The sequence below is a fragment of the Enterobacter sp. 01-M-02-SI-ECC genome (genome assembly GCF_047530595.1).
In the GTDB taxonomy this organism is placed as follows: domain Bacteria; phylum Pseudomonadota; class Gammaproteobacteria; order Enterobacterales; family Enterobacteriaceae; genus Enterobacter; species Enterobacter cloacae_M.
In genome coordinates this window covers 41,388-67,606 of record NZ_JBLKCZ010000003.1, presented here as the reverse complement: position 1 = coordinate 67,606, position 26,219 = coordinate 41,388, and the positions used below count along the sequence as shown (strand labels likewise).

Here is a 26,219-nt window from a genome sequence, read left to right as displayed (position 1 = left end):
CTCTGTGGCCGCATCTTCATGGTCAGTTAAGGGTTCTGCTGCCAGCTGAAGGTATAGCGAAGCTGACGTGTCTGCAGGATGAACTCCGGCGAGACGCTGGGGCTCCAGGAGTCGTCGCCGCCCACGCCCATATGGAACGCATCAAGATTGAGCCAGCATCCCGGCTCTTCGCACAGCAGATGATGATGGGTTGTCTCACGCAGCTGCTGCTGGCCGTAGCGGCTCACCGAGAAATGGAACCGGCCGTTTAGCTGATGCGTTCCCACCACAAGTTCCCGGGTATCGCAGCGCAAACCATTTTCCGTCGGGAAGATATACGGCGTGTGCATGGCCTCGAGAGGTAATGTCCAGCGACCCTGCTGCGCCGCCAGCTTTCTGTCCGGGTAGTTTTCATGCGGCCCCAGCCCCAGCCATTGAACGTTTTCCGGCGTTTCGGCGAGATGAACGCTCAGGCCAACGCGCGCGGGTTCAGGGATATCAGATGCCATATCGACCTGAATATCGCCATGCAGAACGCCCCGATCGTCCACCCGCCAGACTTTACGACTCAGGAACAGCGCCTTGCCGCGATACTCAAGGACATGCTGGGTTGTGACCACCACCTCGCCTGCGTGCTGCTCAGCCTCACAGTGCAGCACGCGCGGGGTGAGATCGTACATGCCCGCCGCTTTCCAGCGTTCAACCCAGGCGTTCGGATCGATCTGCGTCGCTTCACTCACGCCAATGTCATTATCCAGCGGCGCGCGGCTGACGTTATCCGTCAGAGGTGAAAGGAGCGTTTCAACGCCGTTTCGCCACCACTGGGACAGGTTTCCGGTTGCGCGATCGAACTGCCAGCGCTGTTGACGATGGGCGATCTCCAGGATGCGATCGGTTTGCGTTAACACTGGAGGCTCGCCCGCCGGGACTGGCGGAGCAAGAAAGAGCGGAGCCGGAAGCGGCCACTGCTCCCACGCGCAGCGATGGTCTGCCGGAGACCACGGCGTTGCCCGCGGCTGGCGTACCTCAACGTTCAGCCAGATCTCACCCGGCCCGGCGTTCAGCGCCGGCAGGTCAATCTCCAGACGCTGGGTGCCTTCAGGCGCCATCGAGAGCGTCACCTCGCCCGCGGCCAGCACGTCCCCGTCCCGGGCAACCGTCCAGTTCAGCACTTCGTTATCGGTGTGGCGGAACAGGTAGCCGCTTTGCACCTCAATCACCAGCGGAGAGGTGCTGACCCGCGTAAAGATAAAGAACTGCTGGGCGCGCTGCGCCTCGTACAGCGCCGGATGCGGCGAGCGATCGGGGAACACCAGCCCGTTTAGACAGAACTGCCGATCGTTCGGCTTATCGCCGAAGTCTCCGCCGTAGGCCCAGAACGCGTTGCCCCTTTCGTCCCGTTTCGTCAGGGCCTGATCGACCCAGTCCCAGACAAACCCGCCCTGCAGGCGAGGATGGCTGCGAAACGCTTCCCAGTACTTCGCAAACCCGCCGAAGCTATTTCCCATCGCGTGGGCGTATTCACAGAGGATCAGCGGGCGCGTTTCGTCCGGCATACCGATCCATTTCTTGATTGACCATTTAGGCACAGCCGGGAAGGGCTGATCCCGATCGACCCGGGCGTACATCGGACAGACAATATCGGTCGCCGCCGTGTTCGCGCCGCCGCCTTCATACTGCACCGGGCGCGTAGGTTCGGTGGTTTTCAGCCAGCGGTACAGCGCATCGTGGTTCGCGCCGTGGCCCGACTCATTGCCCAGAGACCAGATGATAACCGAAGGATGATTACGATCGCGCTGCACCATGCGGGTCACCCGCTCGCTCATGGCGGGCAGCCAGCGCGGATCGTCAGCAAGGCGGCTCATCGGCACCATGCCGTGCGTTTCGATATTGGCTTCGTCAACGACGTACAGCCCGTAGCGGTCGCAAAGCCGGTACCACATGGGATGGTTCGGGTAGTGCGAGCAGCGCACGGCGTTGAAGTTGTGCTGCTTCATGATTTCGATATCGCGGCGCATGGTCGCTTCGTCCATCACCTGGCCGTTTTCCGGGTGATGCTCGTGCCGGTTAACCCCGCGGATCAGCAGCGGTTTACCGTTAAGCTTCAGCAAGCCATTGCTAATCTCAACGCGGCGGAAGCCCACGTCGCACGCCTCAACCTCCAGCACCTCACCCTGCGGGTTAAGAAGCGCAATCGTCAGGCGATACAGTTTTGGCGTTTCAGCGCTCCAGAGTGCGGGCTGATCAACGGGGATCGCCGCCGTTAAGCGCTCTGCCCAGCTGCCGCGCTCGTCGACGATGGCCGATCCTGGACGCCGGGAAACGCTGGCGCATTTTTCACCCGTGCGCCACAGGGTCATGACCACCTCGCCGTCCGCAAAGCCAGCGCCTGCCAGAGCGACATCCACCTTCAGCACCGCGCGGTCCAGCTCCGCATTCAGGTCCGTCACCACGTGATAATCGGCAATCTGCGTATCGGGTTTATGCAGCAAGGTCACATCGCGGAAGATGCCGCTCATGCGCCACATGTCCTGATCTTCCAGATAGCTGCCGTCGCACCAGCGCAATACCATGACCGCCAGGCGGTTCTGCCCGGGGCGTAATGCCGCCGAGAGGTCAAATTCAGCGGGCAATCGGCTGTCCTGGGAATAGCCCATCCACTGACCGTTGCACCACAGATGGAACGCCGAGTTCACGCCGTCGAAGATGATGCGGGTCTGCCCGCTCTGAAGCCAGGCATCATCCACCTCAAATGTGAGCGAGTAACAACCGGTCGGGTTTTCCTGCGGCACGAAAGGCGGGTTAACGGGAATGGGATAGGTGACATTGGTATAGATGGGCGTGTCGAACCCCTGCATCTGCCAGTTAGACGGCACGGGCATCGCAACGGCATCTGCGCAATCTTCGGTTACCCATGCCTGAGGAACCCGCTCCGGCGCAGAAAAATAGCTAAACCGCCATAGCCCGTTGAGAGAGTGCCTGCTGGCGGATCCAGCGTCCTCTCTGGCAGAGGGCTCATTGCGCCAGCTGTGCAACGGCGCGTGTGCGGCCAGACGATTCCACTGGGTGACGCCAGGATTTTCCCAGTCCCGACGGGCCAGAATGGCGCTGAGGGTCAGCGGTGAAGTGGTGGACATAGTAACCTCTTTGCGAAGCGCTCACAATTTTGGTTAACATGCCCTGGCACCGGGCAACGGTAAAGCGTTCAATCGCGGGGTAGCGAGTCCGATCACAAAGTTTTATTTGCGGGCAATCTGCTCGGCAAGCAGTGCCAGGCTTCTGAGCTGCTGCGCCAGATCCTCGCGTTCGGCCTGCTTAGGGTTGCGCCGCGCGCTCGAATGACGAGTAACCAGCGTCACCGGCAGCTGAACCTGCCGGCACGCTTCGCCCCCGGAAGACGCCAGCAGCCACTCCACGCTGCGTTCGCCCGCCTCGCGAAACGCCTGACGAATGGTCGTCAGCGGCGGGGAGAACCAGGCGCTGTCGGCCGTATCGTCAAACCCAACCACCGAAAGCTGGCCAGGGATTGCGATACCTTTTTCCGCGCAGGCGCGCATCACCCCGAGCGCCATCTGATCGTTCGCCACCAGAATCGCGTCCGGTAATGCCGCCCCCGACAGCAGCACGTGTCCCTTCTCATAACCGCTGGCCGCGCTCCAGTCACCGTAGGCCACAGCCGCCGCGTTAAGACCCGCCTGCGCCAGCGTCGCTTTCCAGCCCGCCAGGCGCGCCCGCGCAGAGACCGAGCTTTCCGGCCCGCTCAGCAGGGCAATGCGCTGGTGCCCCAGCGAAAGCAGATGCTCAACGCCCAGACGCGCCCCCTGCTCCGCGTTAAACACGAGGCTGTTTACCCGCGCTGAGGGCGCCACATCGAGGAACAGTACCGGGACGGGTGACGCCAGCGCTCCGAGCTCTTCGGCGAGCGGATCGTCAAGCGGCACATTCACCAGCAGCGCGTCCACCCGCTGTGCCAGCAGCGTCTGAAGCGCGGCCTGACACTGCCGGGGTTGCTCCACCATGGAAATCAGGACGCTCGCCCCCTGTTCCGCCGCACGCGATTTGACCGCCGACACAATTTGCGAAGGCGCGTGCAGGGCCAGGTCGGTGGTGATGAGGCCCAGCGTACGGGTGCGTTTCCCCGCCAGCTGCTGCGCCCGAAGGTTAGGAACGTAGTGCAGCTCCGCCATCGCCTGCTGCACCTTTTCTCGCGTGCGGGCAGACACATGTTCCGCGTCGTTAATGACGCGGGAAACGGTCTGATAAGAAACCCCTGCAAGGAGGGCGACATCATAGAGAGTGATTGCTTTCATGCTTTCTGGCATCGCGATTTTCGAAGCGTCTATTCTGGCACAGCGACGCCGTTAAAACATGTGAGCGCTTCGCAAAATTAAACAACCCGCTCCGGCTGGGGTATTTCCGCAATGCGTGGCTTCTGGCGGAACCAGGGCAGACAGAGCTGGATAAGCGGGCCAATGGTCAGAGCATACAGTACGGTTCCCACCCCAAACGTGCCGCCAAGCACGCACCCAATCAGCAGAACGGACACTTCAATTGAGGTACGCACGCTGCGAATGGACCACCCCAGCCGGGCGTGAATGCCTGTCATCAGGCCGTCGCGCGGGCCAGGCCCGAAACCGGCCCCGATGTACATGCTGGTCGCAATCGCGTTCATCACGATGCCCGACACCAGGAAAGCGATTCTAACGGGTAACGAATCCAGTTCCGGGATAAGCGCCATGCTGGCGTCCGCCGCCAGACCGATACAAATCACGTTGCTGATCGTGCCAAGGCCCGGCATCTGGCGCAGCGGGATCCACAGCAGCAGCACCGCAGCGCCGGTCACAATGATTACCGTCCCGATAGTCATCCCCAGCTGCATCCCCACCCCGAGGTGAAACACATCCTAGGGATCGACACCCAAATCGGAACGAATAAACATCGCGGTGGAAAGGCCATACAGTCCTAAACCGACATAGAGTTGTAGCAGACGACGTACCATTTTTATCTTCTCCAGTGAACCAGGCTTTCATCCTGACCTAAAATGGCACTATGATTAATGTCCAGTTTTCAAATAGTGGACTGCATATGTCATCACGTCGTTTCGGAAGTCAGTCTCTGGTACGCCTTTTAGGCCACTGGCAGCAAGCCTCATCCCGCACCCCGCTCTGGCGACAGCTGGCCGACGCGCTGCGTTTGTTAATCCTCGATGGACGTCTGGCTTTGAATACGCGTCTACCGGGCGAGCGTGAGCTGGCCTCCGCGCTGGACGTGAGCCGAACCACCGTCAGCAGCGCCCTCGCCCACCTGCGTGAAGAAGGGTACCTTGAAAGCCGCCACGGCAGCGGGTCACGGGTCATTCTCCCTGACACGCGCGCCGTTCCTACCCTTTCAGCGGCGAGCGCCGCACTGGATCTCTCCACTGCCGCCCTGAATGCCGGGCCGGAGATCCATCAGGCTTATACCCATGCGCTCACGGCCATTACCCCGCATCTCTCGCTGACGGGCTACGATCAGCTTGGGCTGCCGACGCTGCGGGAGGCCATCGCTGCGCGCTACACCGCGCGGGGTCTTCCCACCCGCGCAGATGAAGTGATGGTGGTCAATGGTGCCGTCAGCGGCTTTGCGCTGGTACTGCGGATGATGACCGGGCCGGGGGACCGCGTCGTGGTCGATCATCCCACCTATCCGCTGGCGATTGCCGCCATTCAGGGGGCGCAGTGTCGGCCAGTCGGGGTGTCGCTGCCGGAAACCGGCTGGGATACGGATGGCTTTGCCGCAACGCTTGCCCAGACGGCGCCGCGCCTGGCCTACCTGATGCCAGATTTTCATAATCCGACCGGGCGCTGTATGGATATCGCCACCCGTCAGGCCATCACGGATATTGCAGCCCAAACCCGCACGGCGCTGGTGGTGGATGAAACGATGGTGGATCTCTGGTTTGATGCGCCTCCCCCGCCGCCGCTGGCCGCCTTTAACCCGCAGGCCACCGTCATCACCTTAGGCTCTGCCGGAAAAAGCTTCTGGGGCGGGCTGCGTCTCGGCTGGATCCGCGCCTCATCGCGCATCATCGCTACCCTTGCCCAGACGCGGGATACCCTGGATTTAGGCTCGCCGCTGCTCGAACAGCTCGCAATGCAGTGGCTCATTAATAACAGCGAGACGTTTCTGCCCGCACGCCGGAAGATGCTGGCAGAACGGCGCGATCGCTGTGGTGAACTGCTGCGTGAACTTTTCCCGGAGTGGAAATTCCACGAGGCGGAAGGCGGGCTCTCTTACTGGATAGAGCTCCCGGGCATGCTGGCGACACAGCTTGCTGCGCGGGCAGAAATAATCGGGATTAACCTGGGAACCGGGACGCGATTTGGTTTATCAGGGGCGTTTGACCGCTATTTACGTATGCCCTTCTCGCTGGAATCGACAGAGCTTGAGCAGGCGTTACTGAGGATCAAACCGTTATGGCTCACCCTGAATAAAAACGTGCCATCGTTAAAACGCAGCGTGATCTAATATTAAAATATTTGAAGCAGATCATAAAATAAAAACTGCTGACTGTAACATATGCAGTCAGCAGTTTTCACTGGTCAGGGTTTAATGCTGAGGAGGAATAGGAAAGCCTTTTAGTGAAATAACGAAGTTATCACCGTCTTTCTTTATTTTTGCACCGGTATCACACCAGTCAGACGCAATACGAAAGAACTCATCGCTTCCAACATTCCAGCCAAGACGTACATGCTTCACGTAGCCTGAACGCAACAGATCGCAGGCCTCGTTGTAGTCACTGGCGGTTGACAGTTGTTGTTTCATTTTCTCTTCTTCAGAAGTTTACGTAGAGCCTTGATTTCTTTAGGAGTAAAAGGAGAAACACTCTCTTCTTCCGTATGCTGATTATCAATATCCTCTTCCGATACTCCCGCCTCTTCTACTGCTTCGAACGCCAGCAGCAGCAGTTTCTCTGTCGTCACGCTTAAATTCTCGTTATTGACTTCCGCATAGTGGCGAAGTCTTTCTTTTAGCGCGTCATCAATCTTAACGTTTAATACCGCTGTAGCCATGTTTGTCACTTCCCTTCGGAATAAGTACTTTATTTAATACACGAACTTAACAATGTTATCCAGATATATATTTTTTTGAGTTATGGAAGAAAATAACCGTCCGATTATAAAATGACAGTCTATTATTACAGGTTTATGACAATAATATTTCATTGCAATGAAATATATATTACACAATATAGACGTAGTTTTATTGTGGAGAAATGATGTAAGGGAGAGGTGAAGCAGAAGAATCTTATGAGGCCACAAATGGGTGGGGGCCCTGCCAGCTACATCCCGGCACACACGTCGTCTGCCCTGGCTGCTTCCTTCCGGACCTGACCTGGTGAACAGAGTAGCGTTGCGGGAGAACCAACAGAGCCCCCATTGAGAGCGTTGATAACCAACGCGCTGGCGCATTATCCCTGTGCTAAGACCCAATTGCAAGCGACCAGAAACCGGATGCTGGTTTCTTGCGCAAACAGGCGCAGCAATCATGAAGATCTTCGTTTACCATAGCTTTCCAGACACTCCCTACAGGTAAAGGTATGGACGAACACGACTCCTTTCCACAGCGCGTATGGCAAATCGTGGCCTCAATCCCGGAAGGCTACGTCACCACCTATGGTGATGTCGCGCGTCTGGCCGGTTCCCCGCGCGCGGCGCGACAGGTTGGCGGCGTCCTGAAACGGCTGCCGGAAGGCAGTACGCTGCCCTGGCATCGGGTGGTGAATCGTCATGGCGCCATTTCGCTCACCGGGCCGGATCTTCAGCGTCAGCGTCAGGCGTTACTTTCAGAAGGGGTGCAGGTGTCAGGTTCGGGTCAGATCGATTTGCAGAAGTTTCGCTGGGTGTATTGACCCCTCTCCCGGAGGAGAGGGGAAATGCAGAAATTACATCTGAGTCGGTGGGGTTGGCAGGGACGGCTGATTGGTCTGCGGTGCGACCGGCACTTCGGTCTGCTGTACCGGCACCAGGTTCAGGTCGATTTTTGTCCCACCGTTGTTGATCGCTTCCTGGACCGTATCGGTGATAAACACCAGCTTGCCGTTGATGGTTACCGCTGCGCTCAGCAGGATACGGGCGTTAGGCTGCACGTCCGACGGGTTATACGGCAACACGAAGCTAAACGGCGCCTGCTTGCCTTCAGTACGAACGGCACGCTGGGCCACAACTTTCGACGGTGCGTCGGCCAGAGAAGCATCAGACAGCGTTACGGTTAATACCGCATCCGGCGGCAGCGCAACTTTCTGTTTAATCCAGATGGTACCGGAAACATTAGGCTGCTGAATGGATTGCTGTGAAAGGGTATTAATCCCGTTCGGGTCGGCTGCTGGTACCGGCACCTGGGCACTCTTACCGGCACAGGCGGACAACGCCACCGCAATAGCTACACCACTTAGCATGGGCACGAGTTTCATTGAAGTCTCCTTATCAATGCACCAGCGGGATCGATCCCATCCGATGTCGTTTCAATCACATAACGTATCTAAGTGTGGCACAGATCACCGATTTATGCCTGAAAACGTGCCGATATTCAGATTATTCTACCCATCGGACCACTTTCATTTCTGCGTTATACTCTGCCTATCTTTCGCTACGGCGTTTATTGAGGACAACTATGAGTCAGGCACTGAACAATCTGCTGACATTACTGAATCTGGAAAAAATTGAGGAAGGACTCTTTCGCGGACAGAGCGAAGATCTCGGCTTACGCCAGGTCTTCGGGGGGCAAGTCGTCGGACAGGCACTGTACGCAGCAAAGGAGACTGTCCCGGCAGACCGTCTGGTGCATTCATTCCACAGCTACTTCTTACGCCCTGGCGATAGCGCAAAACCGATTGTGTATGACGTTGAAGTCCTGCGAGACGGCAACAGCTTCAGCGCACGCCGCGTAGCGGCCATTCAGAGCGGCAAGCCGATCTTTTACATGACCGCCTCTTTCCAGGCGCCGGAATCCGGCTACGAGCATCAAAAAGTGATGCCCCCGGCTCCGTCACCCGACTCTTTAAAGTCAGAGACGGATATCGCCCGCGCGCTGGCGCATCTGCTTCCGCCGCAGGTCAAAGAGAAGTTTCTCTGCGATAAGCCGCTGGAGATCCGCCCGGTTGAGTTCCACAACCCGATGAAAGGCCATACCGCCGAGCCGAAGCGCCAGGTCTGGATCCGGGCTAACGGGACCGTGCCGGAAGATTTCCGCGTGCATCAGTATCTGCTGGGCTATGCGTCAGATTTCAACTTCCTGCCGGTGGCGCTGCAGCCGCACGGCGTTGGTTTTCTGGAAAAAGGGATGCAGGTTGCGACGATCGATCACTCCATGTGGTTCCACCGTCCGTTCAACATGAATGAGTGGCTGCTTTACAGCGTGGAGAGTACGTCAGCGTCGAGCGCGCGTGGGTTTGTGCGTGGGGAGTTTTATACTCAGGACGGCGTGCTGGTCGCGTCTACGGTGCAGGAAGGGGTAATGCGTAATCGCGGGTGATTGTGTACAGCCTGATGCCCTCACCCTGCCCCTCTCCCATGGGGAGAGGGAATAAACATTAAAAACGGCAACCGAAGTTGCCGTTTTGCTGTTTATCAGGCGTTATACGCATTCTCGCCGTGGCTGTTGACGTCCAGACCTTCGCGTTCCTGCTCTTCCGGTACGCGCAGACCCACCGTCATATCCGCCAGCTTATAGCCAATGAAAGCGACAACGGCAGACCAGACAACGGTGATTGCAATACTTTCCAGCTGCACCAGCACCTGATGAACCATGGTCACGCCTTCTGCGTAGCCCACGCCACCGAGCGATTTCGCGGCGAAGATACCGGTCATGATACAACCCACGATACCGCACACGCCGTGAACACCAAACACATCGCATGGGTCGTCAACGCGCAGCACACGTTTCAGTGCGGTCACGCCCCACAGACCCGCCAGACCGGACACCAGGCCGACCAGCAGCGCGCCACCCACGCCGACATAACCACACGCTGGCGTAATGCCAACCAGACCGGCAATGGCACCCGAACAGGCACCCAGCAGTGACGGTTTACCGCGTACCGCCCACTCGCCAAACACCCAGGAGAGGATTGCACCGGCCGTGGCCACAACGGTGTTCACGAAGGCCAGCGCGGCGATTTCGTTTGCTGCACTTGCCGAGCCGGCGTTGAAGCCAAACCAGCCAAAGTAGAGGATAGCCGTACCGGTAAACACCATCGGCAGGTTGTGCGGTTTGAACGCTTCTTTACCGAAGCCCACGCGTTTTCCAATCAAGTAGGCGCCCACCAGGCCCGCTACCGCGGCGTTGATGTGTACAACGGTACCGCCCGCGAAGTCCAGCGCGCCGTGCGTTGCCAGCAGACCGCCACCCCAGACCATGTGCGCAATCGGCACATAGGAGAGCGTCATCCAGACCACCACGAAGATCAGCACGGCAGAGAAACGAATACGCTCGGCGAGCGCGCCCACAATCAGCCCGACGGTAATACAGGCGAAGGAGCCCTGGAACGCAACGTGGATATACTGATAGAAGCTGCCCATCAGCGCGGTCAGCTCAATATTTTTCAGCATCACCCAGTCGAAGTTACCAAAGAACGCGTTGCCCGTGCCGAACGCCAGCGAGTAACCGTAAACCACCCACAGCACGCAGACCAGTGCGAACGTCACGGCAACCTGCGTCAGCATGGAGAGAACGTTTTTGCCACGGATCAGGCCGCCGTAGAACAGCGCAATGCCCGGAATTGACATGAACAGCACCAGCGCGGTGCTGATCATCATAAAGGCGTTATCGGCTTTGTCGACCACCGCAGGGGTAGCAGCCAGCGCCAGGCCCGGCAGCAGCGCCAGCGAACCCAGACCCGTTTTGAGTGTTGCTATCTTCATTTTCTCGATCCCTATCACTGTGTGCCAGGAGTTACTTACAGAGCCGCTTCGTCAGATTCGCCGGTACGGATGCGAATGACGCGCTGCAGTTCGGCAACGAAAATTTTGCCGTCGCCAATTTTGCCGGTATAGGCCGCTTTGCTAATGACATCAATGACTTCATCAAGCTGATCGTCAGCAATCGCGACATCAATTTTTACTTTTGGCAGAAAGTTAACGCTGTATTCCGCCCCGCGATAAAGCTCGGCATGACCCTTCTGACGACCAAAGCCTTTCACTTCGGTGACAGTCAGTCCCTGAATACCCATTGAAGACAACGCTTCACGCACGTCTTCGAGTTTGAATGGTTTGATTACAACCGTAACCAGCTTCATAGATCCCCTCCAGTCAGAATTCGGTAATGGCCGCAGCTTACGCAGAAGGTATTGCAAGGGGTGTGCCAGAAATGAAAACCAGGGGGAAAAGCGGCATAACGAGCGTTGCACGGTTCTGGTTAACGAACCGGTGAAAAAAAACGCACCATGCCGGTGCAGGGTGCGTTTCCGTTTTGCACCAACAGGAATGACTGTTAGCGCGTCGCCTCATTTTGGTGCATCAGGCGCTAAGCGACTCTTCATCGCGCACGCTGGCCGCCAGCTCTTCGCCCGCCAGCTGCAGCTGGTACATCTGCCAGTAGCGCCCTTTTGCTTCCAGCAGTTCACGGTGGGTACCGCGTTCAACGGCCTGTCCGCGATGCAGCACCAGAATGGTATCGGCATCGACGATGGTGGAAAGACGGTGGGCAATCACCACCAGCGTCGTATGGTCGCGTACGGCGGCCAGCGCCTGCTGGATGGCCTGCTCGGTGCCGGAGTCAATACTGGCAGTGGCTTCATCCAGAATCAGGATCTGCGGGGTTTCAATCAGCACCCGCGCCAGCGCCAGAAGCTGCTTTTGACCGACGGAGAGATTGTTCCCTTGCTCGCCCAGTTTGGTATTGATCCCATCGCTAAACCCGCGCGCCAGCTCTGCCAGCTGCACTTTTTCCAGCACGTCCCAGACTTGCTCCTGGGAGTAGTCTCGGCCAAGGGTCACGTTCGCGTAGAAAGTATCGGCCAGCACGACCGGATCCTGCTGCACCATCGCGACGCCTTTACGCAACACGGTGTGGCTGAGAGACGCGAGCGGGCGCCCGTCGAGGCGGATTTCGCCGTGCGTGACCGGGTAATAGCCCATCAACAGGCTGGCGAGCGTGCTCTTACCGCTGCCGGTATGCCCCACCAGCGCCACGAAACCGCGCGATGGAACGTCAAGCGTGATGTCCTGCAGCACCAGCCGGTCTTCGCGATAGGCAAACGAGACGTTATCAAAGGCGATAGTCCCGCTTTGCAGAGGACGCTCGTCATTGCCGTAGGCCTGGCGCGGCCTGTCCATCAGCTCAAACACGCGCTCACCGGCGACCACCGCCTGCTGCAGCATCGATTGCTGGGTGGTGAGCTCTATCAGCGGCTCGTTAAGGCGTCCGAGATAGCTGATAAAGGCGTACAGCACGCCCACTTCAATCGTACCGTTTGAGCTCAGCCCGAAGAGCATCAGCAGCCCGCAAAGCACCAGCGCCGAGAAAAGGCTCAGCAGCGGACGCAGCAGGAAACCATCAAGCCGCAGCGTCTGCATACGCGCCATGTAGTGCGAACGGCTGGCTTCACCCATGCGTTCGCCAAAGCGCGCCTGCTGGCGGAACTGCTGGATGACGCTCATGCCGTTGATCACTTCGTTGAAGCCATCGTTGATGTCGGCCAGATACGCGCGCACCCGACGCACGATCGGCGTGCTGTAGCGCTGGTAAATGACCATGACAATCAGCACCGCCGGGAAGATGGTGATCGCCACCAGCGCCATGCGCCAGTCGAGGCTGAACATCGCCACCAGCATCGCGCCAATCAGCGCCGCGCTGCGTAACACCGTCGCGACCACGGTAACGTACAGATCGCGGATCACCTCGGTATCGTTGGTCACGCGCGAAATCACCTGCCCGACCGGCTGGATATCAAACTCGCTGAGCGGCTGGCGAAGCGCCGCGTCCATCACATCCGTACGCAGCTGCTGAACAACGCCCACGGCTGCGCGGTTAAACAGCAGCGACTGAGCATAGTGCAGCCCTGCCGCCGCCAGCTGCAGGCCAACGTAGGCCACGCCTAAACCCGCCACCAGCCCCAGCGGAAGGTAGCTTTTGGCGACCATGTTGTCGATAAAATAGCTGATGAGCAGCGGACCGCTCACCTCAGCAATCGCCGCAATCCAGAGTAAAAGCACGGCCACGGAGAGCGGTTTACGCCACGGCGAGCCGTAGGCCAGCAGACGTTTGAGCGTCGGCCACATCGTTCCGAGCTTACGCATTGGCGGCCTCCTCATCCTGCTCCGGCGCATCGTCCAGCGCCGCCTCAAGCTGTTGATAGCGGTACATATCGCGATACCAGCCCGGCTGCTCGGCAAGCGTTTCATGCTGCCCGCGCTGGGCAATGTGCCCGTGCTGTAAGACCACAATTTCGCTGGCTTCAGTGAGCGCCGACAAACGGTGGGCGCTGATAATCACCGTGCGTCCGTCACCCCACTGGCGCAGGTTATGCAGGATCTGATGCTCGGTACGGCCGTCCACGGCAGAAAGCGCATCATCCAGGATCAGGATTTCAGCATTCAGCAGCAGCGCGCGGGCAATGGAGATACGCTGCTTTTGCCCGCCGGACAGCATAACGCCGCGTTCCCCGACTTCCGTTTCGTACCCCTGCGGCAGACGCAAAATATCATCATGTACGCTGGCCAGACGCGCCACATGTTCAATCTCGTCCTGCGTCGCCCCAGGGCGTCCCAGGGCGATGTTGTTCGCCACGGTGTCCGAAAATAAAAACGGCGTCTGGCTGACGACCGCCAGGCGACCGCGCCACTCGTCCAGCAGCAGTCTGGTCAGGGGAATATCGTGGAAGCGGATATCGCCTTCGGTGACGTCAAAGTGGCGCTGAAGCAGAGAAAGCACGGTACTTTTGCCGGATCCCGTCGGGCCGCAGATGCCCAACATTTGCCCTGGCTGCAGGGTAAAGCTGACGTTCTCCAGCACCGGATGCTCCGTATGCGGATAGACAAACTTGCGGACGTCGACGGTCATGACGCCGCGCCCTTCCGGTACGGCTTCACTGCCGTCGATGACCACCGGCGCTTCGGCCAGCATGGCGCGAATTCGGCTGTAGGCGGCGCTGCCGCGCTCCACGATGTTAAACATCCAGGCCAGCGCCAGCATCGGCCAGATCATGAGACCCAGATACATCGCAAAGCTGGTCAATTGCCCCAGGGTAAGCGAGCCCTGCACCACCATCCAGCTTCCGCCGCCAATGGCCAGCATATTTGCCATGCCGATTGCGATATAAATCGTCGGGTCAAAGCGGGCGTCGATACGCGCGACGCGCATGTTTTTCGCCCCCGTGTCTGCCGCATCGGCGGCAAACAGCGCAGACTGACGGTCTTCCAGACCAAACGCTTTGATCATGCGGATGCTGGTCATGCTCTCCTGGGTGCGATCGTTCAGCGACGAAAACGCCGCCTGCGCCAGCTTAAAGCGCTCGTGCAGCTGTTCGCCATAGCGATTGATCGCCAGCGCCATGATCGGCATCGGCAGCAGCGCAAGCAGGGTCAGCTGCCAGCTGATCTGTGTGGACATCACGATCAGCACCGCGCAGCCCATCACCAGCGAGTCCACCAGCGTCAGCACCCCTTCCCCGGCGGCAAAGACCACGCGATCGACGTCGTTCGTCGCGCGGGCGATGAGATCCCCGGTGCGATGACGAAGATAAAATTCGGGATGCTGTCGGCTCAGCTGGCGGTAAAAATCTTCACGTAGCTCAACGGCCAGCTGATAGGACGCACCAAACAGCAGCACGCGCCAGACGTAGCGCAGCAGATAAACAATGACCGCCGTCAGCACCAGCGTGCCGACCCACATCAACACCCGTGCGGTGGTGTAATGCTGTTCGGTGACGCCATCCACGACGTATCCCACCACTTTCGGCGGGATCAGCTGCAGGATGGCAATAATAATAAGCAGGGCGACTGCACCGAGGTAGCGTTGCCACTCCCGACGAAAGTACCAGCTTAATTGGGCAAATAATCGCACGCGGTTTGTTCCTGAAGGTATTTTACGAAGTTATTCAATGGGTAATGCTGTGGTGTATTTAATCTGTTCCATGGCAAAGCTTGAGGTGACGTCCGACAAACCCGGTACGCTGTTCACCAGCCGCTTGTAGAAATCATCATAGCGCTTCATGTCGGCCACCTGGACGCGCATCAGGTAATCATACTCTCCGGCCATACGCCAGAAACCGAGCACCTCGGGCATCTCAGACACCTGAGTAACGAAGCGGCAATACCACTCGCTGCTGTGATGCTGGGTTTTTATCAGCACAAATGCCGTCAGCCCAAGCCCCAGCTTTTCGGGATCTAACAACGCGACGCGCCCCAGAAGAATGCCGTCATCTTCCAGCTTCTTAAGGCGCTTCCAGCACGGAGTGGTGGTCAGATTAACGGCATCTGCCAGCGCCTGCAAAGAGAGGGTACAGTCATTTTGCAGCAATGAAAGGAGCTTGCGGTCAATTTTATCTAGCATACCCACCTCACAGAGAAAATTTTTCTCTCTTCATTCTATTTTAAAGGCCAGATAGCAACAATTTTTTCTGTGCTTTTCGCTATCCTAGGCACAAAATGACAAACGGATAACGATGATGAATAGCACCTGGGTTAAACATGCGATCAGCGAAATCAATGCCGACTATCAGCGCTCGGCGGATACGCATCTGATTCGCCTTTCCCTGCCGGGATTTGACGGCATTCAGCTCTATCTGAAAGATGAAAGCACTCATCCCACCGGCAGCCTGAAGCATCGCCTGGCGCGTTCGCTGTTTTTATACGGTTTATGTAACGGCTGGATTAAAGAAGGCACCACTATTATTGAATCTTCGTCCGGTTCAACGGCGGTGTCCGAAGCCTATTTCGCCCGCCTGCTGGGCCTGCCATTTATCGCGGTGATGCCGTCCTGCACCGCAAAACGCAAAATCGAACAGATCGAATTTTACGGCGGACGCTGCCACTTTGTGGAAAGCGCCTGCGAAATCTACGCCGCCTCCGAAATGCTGGCCCGCGAGCTGAACGGCCACTATATGGACCAGTTCACCTTCGCCGAGCGCGCGACGGACTGGCGCGGCAATAACAACATTGCCGACAGCATTTTCCGCCAGATGACCCACGAACCGCATCCGGTTCCGTCGTACATCGTCATGAGCGCCGGTACCGGCGGCACGTCAGCCACGATTGGGCGCTACATCCGCTGTCAGGGCTACGATACCCAACTGATGGTGGTTGACCCGCAGAACTCCGTGTTCCTCGACTACTGGCAAAACCGCGATGCGGAACTGCGCAGCCCGGTGGGCAGTAAAATTGAAGGGATTGGCCGCCCGCGCGTCGAGCCCTCTTTCATCCCCGACGTCGTGGATGAGATGATGCGCGTGCCGGATGCCGCAAGCGTGGCAACGGCGCACTGGCTGGAAACGCAGCTGGGCCGCAAAGTGGGCGCATCGACGGGCACAAATATGTGGGGCGCACTGCAGCTTGCCGCCCGTATGCGCGAAGAGGGCCGCACCGGTTCCATCGTCACGCTGCTGTGCGACAGCGGCGAGCGTTATCTCGATACCTACTACAACGCAGAGTGGGTGCAGGCCAACATCGGCGATATCGCCCCGTGGAAAGCGCAGATTGCAGACCTGGTGAAATAAAAAAAGCCAGACCGAAGTCTGGCTTGCTGGAAGGGTCTCACTATTCGGGGGAATACGGGAGATTGTTGTTGTCCAGCCAATGCGTCAAAAAATGGGACACTGCTTCATTGCGGCAGTGGCCAATAACCGGCAGATGGGGAAGTTCTGCTTTCAGCTGCGCCATCGCATTCCCCATGATCAGACCGCGACCTACGCTACCGAGCATTTCGCGGTCGTTCATGGCGTCACCAAACGCCATACACTCCTGCAGCGTTAAGCCAAGGTGGTCGCTCAGCACCGCCAGAGCGGAGCCTTTGTTACAGCCCACCGGCAGCACTTCCAGACAATCTACCGCCGAGAAGGTCAGATGCGCCCGGTCGCCCAGCGCCTCATTCAGCTGAATCCTTAAGCGGCACAGATCGTCATGATCGCCGCAGAAGCAGATCTTGGTTACCGCATGGGCGGGGATCCGACGCAGATCGATAAGCTGGTATTTGAAACCGCTGTAAACATGCGCATGCAATAATTCCGGGATTTCGCTTCCGGTGAACCAGCCGCGATCGTTAAAGACGTGGACGCTGGCCTGCGTGTCCCAGGTGCTGTGCAGCACGATATCCGCAACTTCCGGGTTGAGATCCTGCCGGTGCAGCACATCCCCTTCTACGGAGTGAATTCGCGTCCCGTTGCCGGTGATCAGAAAAGCGTCGAGGGAGAACGCGCCCAGCAGGTGGCGCATCTCCAGCACATGGCGCCCGGTGGCAAACGTCAGGGTGACATCACGCTCGCGCAGGCGCTTCAGCGTGTTCAGGGTTTTTTCCCCTAAACGGTGATCCGGCATTAACAGCGTACCGTCCATATCAAATGCAGCGAGCCGAGCCATGATTACTCCCGAAATGTGATGCGGTTAACTTGTGCAACAGTATCGTGTGAGATATACGGAAGTAATAGTGAATAGATGAAAATTATTGTTCCGGGTTTTTTTATGCGCCAGCTCAATCGACTCAACCAGTATCACCGCCTCTGGCAGCCTTCTCAGGGTGCAACGCAACAGGTCACCATCAGCGAGCTGGCCGCCCGCTGTTTTTGTAGCGAGCGGCATGTCCGAACCCTGCTGCGCCAGGCCCAGGAGGCGGGCTGGCTCAGCTGGCGAGCGCAGTCTGGCCGCGGTAAGCGCGGTGAGCTAACGTTCCATGTCGCCCCGGAGTCACTGCGCAATGCGATGATGGAAGAGGCGCTGAAAAGCGGGCAGCAGCATAACGCGCTGGAATTGGCCCAGCTTGCCCCTGAAGCGCTGCGGTCATTACTGCATCCTTTTTTGGGCGGGCAGTGGCAAAACGACACGCCGACGCTGCGCATCCCCTACTATCGCTCTCTGGAGCCGCTTCAGCCGGGGTTTTTACCGGGCCGGGCAGAGCAGCATCTGGCGGGACAGGTGTTCTCAGGCCTTACGCGTTTTAACGGTAACAGCAGTGAACCCACGGGCGATCTGGCGCATCACTGGGATGTCTCTGATGACGGCCTGCGCTGGCATTTCTACATTCGCTCCACCCTGCACTGGCATAACGGCGATAAAATAGAAACGGCGCAACTCCAGCGAAGTCTGACAGCGCTGTTGACGCTTCCTGCCCTGCGCACTCTGTTTCAGAGCGTCTTATGTATTGAAACAACGCATCCTCAGTGTCTGACGTTTACGCTGCATCAACCGGACTACTGGCTGCCGCACAGGCTGGCAACCTACTGTAGCCGTCTGGCGCATCCCGACCATCCTGCGGTTGGCAGTGGCCCCTTTCGGCTGGCCGCTTTTGAGCCCGACCTGGTTCGTCTGGAAAGCCATGAGCAGTATCACCTGAGCCATTCGCTGCTCAAAGCCATCGAATACTGGATCACTCCCCAGCTTTTTGATTACAGCCTGGGCACCAGCTGTCGTCACCCGGTGCAAATCGCGATCGGCGAGGCCGACGAGCTGGAAAGTCTGCGGCTGGTAAGCAGCAGCACCAGCCTGGGGTTCTGCTACCTCACGCTTAAACAGAGCGCGCGCCTGAGTGAGATCCAGGCGAAGCGGCTTATCAATATCATTCATCTCTCCAGGCTTCTTCACACACTTCCGCTAAACGAAGGGCTCATCACGCCCACCCAGGAGCTGCTTCCCGGGTGGACCATCCCCGAATGGCCTGATTTATCGGACGTACCCCTCCCTGAAGCGTTGACGCTGGTTTACCATCTCCCTGTTGAGCTTCACACCATGGCCAGCCAGTTGAAGGCATACCTGGCGCTACAGGGGTGTGAACTGACCGTCATCTTTCACGACGCCAAGACGTGGGACGGATGCCTGGAGCTTGCCGATGCAGACATCATGATGGGGGACAGGCTGATTGGCGAAGCGCCGGAATATACGCTTGAACAGTGGCTGCGCTGCGATGCCCTCTGGCCGCACGTTCTTAGCGCTCCGGCTTACGCTCATCTGCAAGCCACGCTGGATGCGGTACAGACACAGGCCGAGGCTCAGGATAGACACGCGGGGCTGCAAGCCATCTTTAACCGGCTAATGGAGAGTGCGGTGCTTACGCCACTCTTTAATTATCAATACCAAATCAGTGCTCCGCCTGGCGTGAATGGTATACGCCTCAACACCCGCGGCTGGTTTGACTTTACCGAAGCCTGGCTGCCGCTCCCAACTCGTGAAGAAGCTGGTCGCCGTCGTGGTCAGACGGTAACATAACGTTTTTACCGTAACAGTCGAGATGATTTATGAAACGTGCCGTCGTAGTGTTCAGCGGAGGACAAGACTCTACTACCTGCCTGGTCCAGGCCCTTTATCAGTACGATGAAGTTCACTGTGTCACTTTCGATTATGGTCAGCGTCATCGCGCTGAGATCGACGTTGCTCGTGAACTAGCCCTGAAACTGGGCGCACGCGCGCACAAGGTGCTGGACGTTACGCTGTTAAATGAACTGGCCGTGAGCAGCCTCACTCGCGACAGTATTCCTGTGCCAGACTATGAACCCGATGCCAGCGGCATTCCGAATACCTTCGTGCCGGGCCGTAATATCCTCTTCCTGACCCTGACGGCGATCTACGCCTATCAGGTAAAGGCCGAAGCGGTGATCACAGGCGTGTGCGAGACCGACTTCTCCGGCTACCCGGACTGCCGTGATGAGTTCGTGAAAGCGTTAAACCACGCCGTTAATCTGGGGATGGCGAAAGAGACGCGCTTTGAAACTCCGCTCATGTGGCTGGATAAAGCCGAAACCTGGGCGCTGGCGGACTACTGGGGCAAGCTGGACCTGGTTCGCAGCGAAACGCTCACCTGCTATAACGGTATCAAAGGCGACGGTTGCGGCCAGTGCGCGGCCTGTAATCTTCGCGCTAACGGACTGAACCACTATCTTGCCGATAAAGCCGGCGTGATGGCCGCGATGCAGAAAAAGACCGGCCTAAAATAGGGCTACTTGACCGTGCTGTCACAAAACGGGTGTCGACAGCACGAGTACGCCTTAACAAGTCTTACGCGATCATCAACTCCAGCTTTTCACGCAACTCCCCTTCCAGCGGCAGCGCTTTCTGCGTTTTCAGATCGATACAGACAAAGGTGATCAACGCATCAGCCACCACCTGCCCTTCTGGATCGAGCGTCACCACCTGGCTTAAGACCCCGCTTTTGCCATTGATCTGCTGCACCTGGCTGGTGACCGTGAGCACATCACCCAGCACGGCCGGACGGCGGTAGTTGATGTTGATATTGACGACCACAAACGCGATGTTGTGCGCGGTCAGCCACTGAAAGCTTTCGCTATTTTCCAGCCCGTCCCAGCGCGCTTCTTCAAGAAACTCAAGATAGCGAGCATTGTTCACATGCTGATAAACGTCGAGATGAAAACCGCGTACTTTGATTTTTGTCTGCATAGCGCAATAGCCTTTACTGTTATTGTAGGAAGAGAGGTCATAACTGGTATGACCTCTTTATCCTGGCAAAATTTTGCCGCAGTGCAAGAAATTGCGTAATTACAACGTCAGGTGTGAGAGGTTGCGCTCAACCAGCGCGCTGCCCATGCCCGGCACCTGCTTGAGATCGTCGACCGTTTTGAAAGGACCATACTCTTCGCGGTAGCTGACGATGGCCTGCGCTTTTTTCAGGCCCACGCCATTCATCGCGCGGGCGAGATCTTCCGCTGAGGCTGAATTGATACTGACCCGCGTACCGTCATCATCCGCATTTTTACCAGCGTCTGTCGCTTTGGTTTGCCCTTGCACCGGCGCTGCCGCGTCGGACTTGCTCTGGGTAGCTTGTGTTTTGGCGGCGGGGGCCGACGCCATCGCACCCGCACTCATCCCGGTGGTGGCAATAGCCAGCGTAATTAACAGTGCTTTGATTCCACATTTCATGCTGTTATCTCCTTGTTTGTTGACAGCCACGTCACGATAGCCGCGAGTTAAAACCGGCACAAACAGCAGATTGCAGAAATGGAAAAGGCCGCGAAAGCGGCCTTTAGTTTTTGCAGAGCGTTACGAAAATCTGCGAGCAGACACGTAATTACTGCTGCTGAGTCATTACATCACCCAGCTTGATTTTGGCTTCTTTACGCAGGTTGCTCATCATGGCTTCGAAGGCAATCTGGGCATTGTTCTGGGTAATCCCCTGAACCATCGCTTTCTTCTGCGCTTCTGGCAGGGTACCGGCTTTCACTTCATCCAGCGCCAGCAGAACGACGTTACCCTGTGCATCGGTGGTGGTGCCGAAGCTTGGCTTGTCCTTGGCAGGCAGCGTCAGACCAAACGCGGCCTGGCTGATTGGGTCCTGGCCGGTACGGCTCAGCGTTTTCGCTTCACCGAAGCTCAGGCCAGCCGCTTTCAGCGCGTCTTCTTTACCCGCTTTCAGATCGGACAAAATCTTCTCAGCATCCAGTTTCGCCTGCTGTTCCGCTTTGTTGTGCTTAACCTGAGCGATAACCTGATCCTTCACTTCCGCCAGCGGTTTGACCGCTTCTGGCTTGTGTTCGCTGACGCGCAACACAAACGCACGATCGCCGTCGACGGTAATGATGTCAGAGTTACTGCCCGGCGTGCCGTTCTCACCCACCAGACCACCGTTGAAGATAGCATCAGAAACCGGTTTGAAGTTCAGCTCTTCCGGCAGGTTGTCACGACCAAACCAGCCCGTTTCAACCGCCTTCACGCCCGCCGCCTGCTCTGCACCTGCCAGAGATTCGTTGTCGTTGCTGGCAGCATCGCTCACCTTCTGCTGCAGCGCGTAATAGGCATCCAGCGCTTTTTCCTGTTTAACTTTCGCCGCGATATCATCGCGAACGTCAGCCAGCGGCTTGGTTTTCGCCGCAGTGATGTCGTCCAGACGCACGACCAGGAAACCAACGGAAGACTTAATAACGCCTGAAAGCTGACCTTTCTCTTTCAGACCGGCATTTTTCAGCTCGTCAGGGGTGGTCGCGTCTTCTAGCCAGCCCATATCACCGCCGTTTTTCGCAGAGATAATGTCGGTGGATTTCGCTTTCGCAACGGTCGCGAAATCAGCGCCTTTGTTCAGCTCATCCAGCGCCGCTTTAGCATCGGCCTCAGTTTTCGTCTGAATCACGCTGTAGCGGTTACGCTGCGGCTGAGTGAACTGATCCTGATGCTGATCGTAGTAAGACTGGATTTCAGCATCAGATGCGGTTTCCTGCAGCGCGGCCGCATCCAGCTTGATATAGCTCACGCGGAACTGCTCTGGAGAAACAAAGGAGTTCTTATTCTGCTCGTAGTAAGCGTTAACGTCAGCATCGCTCACCTGCTGTTTCGCCGCCAGGGCGTTCACATCAATGGTCGCTTCGCGTACAACACGCTGCTGCGCCACCAGCGCGGCCAGTTCGTCCGTTTCACCTTTGAGCATGAAATCGGTGCCCACAACGGCATTGATAAGCTGCTGGGTGGTCAGCTGGTTACGCAGCGCCTGAGCGTACTGGTCGGCCGTCATCCCCATCTGATTGACGATGCTGTTGTAACGCGCGTTGTCGAATTTACCGTTAGACTGGAAGGCTTGCGTGGAGAAGATGGCTTTTTTCACCTGCTCATCACTGATGCCAAGGCCCAGTTTTTTGGCATACTGATCAAGCAGCGCTTCGTCGATAAGACGGTTCAGCGTCTGTTGGCGCAGGGTCTTCATGTACCCTTCGTTCGCTGCCAGTTCAGAGAATTGGTCGCCCAGCTGTTGCTGCATACGGTTACGTTCACCGGCAAAAGCATTCTCGAACTGACCACGGCTGATTTCCTGGCCATTCACTTTTGCGGCATAGTTTGCGCCACCGCCAATAAGGTAACTGCTCACGCCGGTCAATATGAACGACACGATAATGATACCGAAAATAATCTTGAGCACGAGACTGTTAGCAGCCGTGCGTAAGCTGTCCATCATGGTGTAACAACACTCCGCTGTAGGTGACTGGTTACCTGACGCTGACGGAAAATCCTGCCCGTCGCGCGTGAAGGCGTATTGTGACAAGAAAACGGGGCGATTGTCAGCCCACAACTCGCATAAACTCGCACAAATCAGGTCTGGACAAACAAAAAAGGCACATCAAATGATGCGCCCTTGTACTTTCCGGCTTCCCTGAAACGGGAAAGCAATCAGTTTACTGCGTCTTTCAGCGCTTTACCTGCACGGAAACCCGGCACTTTAGCAGCAGCAATGGTGATCTCTTTACCGGTCTGAGGGTTGCGGCCAGTACGGGCAGCACGCTCTTTAACAGCAAAAGTACCGAAACCTACCAGTGCAACGTCGTCCCCAGCCTGCAGAGATTCAGTAACAGAAGCAATTAAAGCATCTAACGCACGTCCAGCTGCAGCTTTAGAAATATCAGCACCCGCAGCAATTTTGTCAATCAGTTGAGATTTATTCACTGTTCTCTTCCTCTCTTTATAATTTATATCGCGCCTGAATCCTTCACAACGCGACCGCGCAGCAGTTATATCAGGCCTGCCATGACCTTACAACACCCGTTGTTGAGGGCCGACCTAATCAGCAATCTAAATTAGCTATACAAAAAAAGGCTGGCAAGTGCGAAATGACTTACCAGCCTTGTTTTTATTGACGCTCTTTGCGCGAGGTCACTATTTTGCGGTTACAACCTGCATTCCGGAGGGTTCATTCTGCAATGCGAGACTGAGAACTTCCTCAATTCGCTTCACAGGATGGATCTGCAGATCGGCAATCACGTTGTCCGGAATCTCTTCCAGATCGCGTTTATTTTCGTAAGGGATCAATACGGTTTTGATCCCACCGCGGTGTGCCGCCAGCAGTTTTTCTTTTAAACCACCAATCGGCAGAACCTGGCCACGCAGCGTAATTTCACCAGTCATTGCCACATCGGCACGCACCGGGTTCCCAGTCAGGCAGGAAACCAGAGCGGTACACATGGCAATACCCGCGCTTGGGCCATCTTTCGGCGTCGCCCCTTCAGGAACGTGCACGTGGATGTCGCGTTTTTCGTAGAAATCCGGGTTGATACCCAGTTTCTCCGCGCGCGCGCGCACCACGGTCAGCGCCGCCTGGATGGATTCCTGCATCACTTCACCCAGCGAGCCGGTGTAGGTCAGCTTGCCTTTGCCCGGCACGCAGGCGGTTTCGATGGTCAGCAGATCGCCGCCCACTTCCGTCCATGCCAGGCCAGTTACCTGACCAACGCGGTTTTCGTTGTCCGCGCGACCGTAGTCAAAGCGCTGAACGCCCAGGTACGCATGCAGATTGTCGCCGTTAATCACAATGTGTTTCAGGCTCTTATCCAGCAGCAGCTGTTTCACCGCTTTACGACACAGTTTAGAGATTTCACGCTCAAGGCTACGCACGCCCGCTTCGCGAGTGTAGTAGCGAATGATGCCAATAATCGCGCTGTCCTCGACGGTCAGCTCGTTGGATTTCAGCGCGTTACGCTCAATCTGTTTCGGCAGCAGGTGCTGCTTAGCGATGTTCAGCTTCTCGTCTTCGGTATAGCCAGAGAGACGAATCACTTCCATACGGTCCAGCAGCGGGGCCGGAATGTTCATGGAGTTGGAGGTCGCCACGAACATCACATCGCTCAGGTCGTAGTCCACTTCCAGGTAGTGATCGCTGAACGCCACGTTCTGTTCTGGATCAAGCACTTCCAGCAGTGCAGATGCAGGGTCACCGCGCATGTCCGACGACATCTTGTCGATCTCATCGAGCAGGAACAGCGGGTTTTTAACCCCCACTTTCGCCATCTTCTGGATCAGTTTACCCGGCATAGAACCGATGTAGGTACGGCGGTGACCGCGGATTTCCGCTTCATCGCGTACGCCACCCAGCGCCATACGGATATACTTGCGTCCGGTCGCTTTGGCGATGGACTGACCCAGAGAGGTTTTACCCACCCCCGGCGGTCCTACCAGGCACAGAATTGGGCCTTTGATTTTGTTTACACGGCTTTGTACCGCGAGGTACTCAAGAATGCGGTCTTTCACGCGCTCCAGGCCGTAGTGGTCGGTATCCAGGATTTCCTGCGCCTGACGCAGGTCTTTTTTGACCTTGCTGCGGGCGTTCCACGGAACCTGCACCATCCACTCAATGTAGCCGCGAACAACGGTCGCTTCAGCCGACATTGGAGACATCATTTTCAGCTTCTGCAGTTCTGCTTCGGCCTTCTCTTTCGCCTCTTTCGGCATCTTGGCCGCGTCAATCTTACGCTTCAGCGCTTCGTTTTCGTCCGGCGCGTCGTCCATCTCGCCCAGTTCTTTCTGAATGGCCTTCATTTGCTCATTCAGATAGTACTCGCGCTGAGATTTCTCCATCTGCTTTTTCACGCGGTTGCGAATGCGCTTCTCAACCTGCAGCAGATCGATTTCAGACTCCATCATCGCCATCAGGTATTCCAGACGTTCGTTAACGTCTGACATTTCCAGCACGGACTGCTTGTCAGCCAGCTTCAGCGGCATATGTGCAGCGATGGTGTCCGCCAGACGCGCAGGATCGTCGATGCTGTTCAGCGACGTCAGCACTTCTGGTGGAATTTTCTTGTTCAGCTTGATATAGCCTTCAAACTGGCTAATCGCGGTGCGAACCAGCACTTCCTGTTCGCGCTCATCAAGCTCAGGCGAATCAAGGTACTCTGCCTTGGCAGAGAAGTGTTCGCCGTCGTCTGAGAGAGTGGTAATACGCGCACGCTGCAGGCCTTCTACCAGCACCTTCACGGTGCCGTCAGGCAGCTTCAGCATCTGCAAAATAGAGGCCACGGTCCCGACGGTGAAAAGATCGTTTACACCCGGCTCATCCGTTGATGCTTCTTTCTGCGCCACCAGCATGATTTTTTTATCATGATCCATGGCGGCTTCGAGGCAACGGATAGATTTTTCCCGCCCTACAAATAAGGGTATGACCATGTGCGGATAAACCACCACATCGCGCAACGGCAATACGGGGATTTCAATGCGTTCAGAACGCTCAGGATTCATAGAGCTCTCTCTTAGTTAGTGTCCGCCAGGTAAGCTGGTCATGTCACAGTGCTTCACATAACCATTAACATGTATCCAGTATATGGGGATGTTTCCCACACATTCAACGCTATGAAT

22 protein-coding genes, 1 other RNA gene and 1 pseudogene are annotated in these 26,219 nt (G+C 57.0%); 6 read left to right on the top strand and 18 right to left on the bottom strand.

The window, feature by feature from the left end; genetic code table 11:
• Positions 1 to 26 precede the first annotated feature (26 nt).
• The 3 genes and pseudogenes from ACMWLG_RS05990 to ACMWLG_RS05980 all read right to left on the bottom strand — a co-directional run bounded on the left by ACMWLG_RS05990 (position 27) and on the right by ACMWLG_RS05980 (position 4,978).
• Positions 27 to 3,116, bottom strand: coding sequence for a beta-galactosidase (locus tag ACMWLG_RS05990; protein ID WP_045400703.1), 3,090 nt, complete (start codon positions 3,114 to 3,116; stop codon positions 27 to 29).
• Positions 3,117 to 3,218: 102 nt separating this feature from the next.
• Entirely contained in the window at positions 3,219 to 4,289 is a 1,071-nt protein-coding gene (locus ACMWLG_RS05985) for a LacI family DNA-binding transcriptional regulator (protein ID WP_045400700.1), read from the bottom strand.
• Between the two features lie 77 nt (positions 4,290 to 4,366).
• Positions 4,367 to 4,978: pseudogene (locus ACMWLG_RS05980) on the bottom strand (YczE/YyaS/YitT family protein).
• 86 nt (positions 4,979 to 5,064) lie between these two features.
• On the opposite strand from ACMWLG_RS05980, the gene ACMWLG_RS05975 reads away from it, so the two are divergent.
• Positions 5,065 to 6,486, top strand: a complete 1,422-nt coding sequence (locus ACMWLG_RS05975) for a PLP-dependent aminotransferase family protein (RefSeq protein ID WP_045400697.1) — start codon at positions 5,065 to 5,067, stop codon at positions 6,484 to 6,486.
• 81 nt (positions 6,487 to 6,567) lie between these two features.
• Here ACMWLG_RS05975 and ACMWLG_RS05970 read toward each other — a convergent pair whose 3' ends face one another.
• The 3 genes from ACMWLG_RS05970 to ffs all read right to left on the bottom strand — a co-directional run bounded on the left by ACMWLG_RS05970 (position 6,568) and on the right by ffs (position 7,388).
• Positions 6,568 to 6,783 (bottom strand): hypothetical protein, encoded by a 216-nt coding sequence (locus ACMWLG_RS05970; RefSeq protein ID WP_023310588.1) that lies wholly within the window; start codon positions 6,781 to 6,783, stop codon positions 6,568 to 6,570.
• Complete coding sequence (locus tag ACMWLG_RS05965; protein WP_023310587.1) at positions 6,780 to 7,031, bottom strand: hypothetical protein; 252 nt, start codon at positions 7,029 to 7,031, stop codon at positions 6,780 to 6,782. Before ACMWLG_RS05965 ends, ACMWLG_RS05970 begins: the two co-directional genes overlap by 4 nt.
• 260 nt (positions 7,032 to 7,291) lie before the next feature.
• Positions 7,292 to 7,388: signal recognition particle sRNA small type (ffs, locus tag ACMWLG_RS05960), an RNA gene on the bottom strand.
• A gap of 170 nt (positions 7,389 to 7,558) precedes the next feature.
• Here ffs and ACMWLG_RS05955 point away from each other — a divergent pair.
• Positions 7,559 to 7,870 (top strand): MGMT family protein, encoded by a 312-nt coding sequence (locus ACMWLG_RS05955; RefSeq protein ID WP_029741631.1) that lies wholly within the window; start codon positions 7,559 to 7,561, stop codon positions 7,868 to 7,870.
• A gap of 33 nt (positions 7,871 to 7,903) precedes the next feature.
• Here the strand turns inward: ACMWLG_RS05955 and ACMWLG_RS05950 are convergent, their stop codons facing one another.
• Positions 7,904 to 8,431, bottom strand: coding sequence for a YbaY family lipoprotein (locus tag ACMWLG_RS05950; protein ID WP_008503301.1), 528 nt, complete (start codon positions 8,429 to 8,431; stop codon positions 7,904 to 7,906).
• 200 nt (positions 8,432 to 8,631) lie between these two features.
• Between ACMWLG_RS05950 and tesB the strand changes: the two genes are divergently transcribed.
• Positions 8,632 to 9,492, top strand: coding sequence for an acyl-CoA thioesterase II (gene tesB / locus ACMWLG_RS05945; protein WP_045400695.1), 861 nt, complete (start codon positions 8,632 to 8,634; stop codon positions 9,490 to 9,492).
• Positions 9,493 to 9,587: 95 nt separating this feature from the next.
• Here tesB and amtB read toward each other — a convergent pair whose 3' ends face one another.
• From amtB to ACMWLG_RS05920, 5 genes are all read right to left on the bottom strand, one after another.
• A complete protein-coding gene (amtB, locus tag ACMWLG_RS05940; RefSeq protein WP_023310584.1) occupies positions 9,588 to 10,877 on the bottom strand; it encodes an ammonium transporter AmtB in 1,290 nt (429 codons plus the stop codon).
• Positions 10,878 to 10,912: 35 nt separating this feature from the next.
• The gene (gene glnK / locus ACMWLG_RS05935) at positions 10,913 to 11,251 is read right to left on the bottom strand and encodes a P-II family nitrogen regulator (protein WP_008503304.1); all 339 of its coding nucleotides are present in this window, start codon (positions 11,249 to 11,251) and stop codon (positions 10,913 to 10,915) included.
• A gap of 220 nt (positions 11,252 to 11,471) precedes the next feature.
• Positions 11,472 to 13,253, bottom strand: coding sequence for a SmdB family multidrug efflux ABC transporter permease/ATP-binding protein (locus ACMWLG_RS05930; RefSeq protein ID WP_039263947.1), 1,782 nt, complete (start codon positions 13,251 to 13,253; stop codon positions 11,472 to 11,474).
• Entirely contained in the window at positions 13,246 to 15,018 is a 1,773-nt protein-coding gene (locus ACMWLG_RS05925) for a SmdA family multidrug ABC transporter permease/ATP-binding protein (RefSeq protein WP_045620369.1), read from the bottom strand. Before ACMWLG_RS05925 ends, ACMWLG_RS05930 begins: the two co-directional genes overlap by 8 nt.
• A gap of 30 nt (positions 15,019 to 15,048) precedes the next feature.
• Positions 15,049 to 15,507 (bottom strand): Lrp/AsnC family transcriptional regulator, encoded by a 459-nt coding sequence (locus ACMWLG_RS05920; protein ID WP_023310581.1) that lies wholly within the window; start codon positions 15,505 to 15,507, stop codon positions 15,049 to 15,051.
• 112 nt (positions 15,508 to 15,619) lie between these two features.
• Here ACMWLG_RS05920 and ACMWLG_RS05915 point away from each other — a divergent pair, with 112 nt between their 5' ends.
• Complete coding sequence (locus ACMWLG_RS05915) at positions 15,620 to 16,669, top strand: PLP-dependent cysteine synthase family protein (RefSeq protein ID WP_219725590.1); 1,050 nt, start codon at positions 15,620 to 15,622, stop codon at positions 16,667 to 16,669.
• A gap of 40 nt (positions 16,670 to 16,709) precedes the next feature.
• On the opposite strand, the gene cof is transcribed toward ACMWLG_RS05915, so the two are convergent.
• Entirely contained in the window at positions 16,710 to 17,528 is an 819-nt protein-coding gene (cof, locus tag ACMWLG_RS05910; RefSeq protein WP_045400687.1) for an HMP-PP phosphatase, read from the bottom strand.
• 102 nt (positions 17,529 to 17,630) lie between these two features.
• Here cof and ACMWLG_RS05905 point away from each other — a divergent pair, with 102 nt between their 5' ends.
• Positions 17,631 to 19,367, top strand: a complete 1,737-nt coding sequence (locus ACMWLG_RS05905; RefSeq protein WP_045400832.1) for an SgrR family transcriptional regulator — start codon at positions 17,631 to 17,633, stop codon at positions 19,365 to 19,367.
• Between the two features lie 29 nt (positions 19,368 to 19,396).
• Entirely contained in the window at positions 19,397 to 20,092 is a 696-nt protein-coding gene (queC, locus tag ACMWLG_RS05900; protein WP_045400684.1) for a 7-cyano-7-deazaguanine synthase QueC, read from the top strand.
• Between the two features lie 61 nt (positions 20,093 to 20,153).
• On the opposite strand, the gene ACMWLG_RS05895 is transcribed toward queC, so the two are convergent.
• The 5 genes from ACMWLG_RS05895 to lon all read right to left on the bottom strand — a co-directional run bounded on the left by ACMWLG_RS05895 (position 20,154) and on the right by lon (position 26,102).
• Complete coding sequence (locus tag ACMWLG_RS05895; RefSeq protein ID WP_024906822.1) at positions 20,154 to 20,552, bottom strand: YbgC/FadM family acyl-CoA thioesterase; 399 nt, start codon at positions 20,550 to 20,552, stop codon at positions 20,154 to 20,156.
• Positions 20,553 to 20,651: 99 nt separating this feature from the next.
• Positions 20,652 to 21,032 (bottom strand): helix-hairpin-helix domain-containing protein, encoded by a 381-nt coding sequence (locus ACMWLG_RS05890; protein ID WP_045400681.1) that lies wholly within the window; start codon positions 21,030 to 21,032, stop codon positions 20,652 to 20,654.
• 148 nt (positions 21,033 to 21,180) lie between these two features.
• A complete protein-coding gene (ppiD, locus tag ACMWLG_RS05885) occupies positions 21,181 to 23,052 on the bottom strand; it encodes a peptidylprolyl isomerase (RefSeq protein ID WP_023310572.1) in 1,872 nt (623 codons plus the stop codon).
• 212 nt (positions 23,053 to 23,264) lie between these two features.
• Positions 23,265 to 23,537 carry a nucleoid-associated protein HU-beta gene (gene hupB, locus ACMWLG_RS05880; RefSeq protein WP_002444653.1) on the bottom strand — a complete coding sequence of 91 codons (273 nt, stop codon included), beginning with the start codon at positions 23,535 to 23,537 and terminating at the stop codon, positions 23,265 to 23,267.
• Positions 23,538 to 23,747: 210 nt separating this feature from the next.
• On the bottom strand, positions 23,748 to 26,102 hold the full coding sequence (lon, locus tag ACMWLG_RS05875) for an endopeptidase La (protein ID WP_045400678.1): 2,355 nt from the start codon (positions 26,100 to 26,102) through the stop codon (positions 23,748 to 23,750).
• Between the last annotated feature and the right edge of the window lie 117 nt (positions 26,103 to 26,219).